Genomic DNA, 228 nt, shown 5'->3' on the forward strand with positions numbered 1-228 from the left:
GGCGGAACGGCGTTGCCGATCATTCCCGCGAGCGCCGATCGCGAGGTCACCGTATCGAAAGAGAAACTGTCGGGAATGAACTGCAGGCGAGCCGCCTCCTGGGCGGTCAGTGTCCTCCGCTGTGAGGGATGGACGTACCGCCCCATACACATACTGTAGAAGCCGCTGGTCACCGTTTGCGCCTGATCTTCCCAGCGCAGTCTGCCGTATACGCTCTTGTACGTGTGC

The 228-nt window shown here is 61.4% G+C and carries 1 protein-coding gene; it reads right to left on the minus strand.

Annotated features, from left to right (window positions below; all coding sequences use genetic code 11):
• Nucleotides 1-152: DNA cytosine methyltransferase (locus tag DEH69_RS33730; protein ID WP_369008284.1), on the minus strand; the 152-nt coding region annotated here is incomplete at its 3' end.
• Nucleotides 153-228 lie beyond the last annotated feature (76 nt).

Source organism: Streptomyces sp. PT12 (assembly GCF_003311645.1).
Classification (GTDB): Bacteria; Actinomycetota; Actinomycetes; order Streptomycetales; family Streptomycetaceae; genus Streptomyces.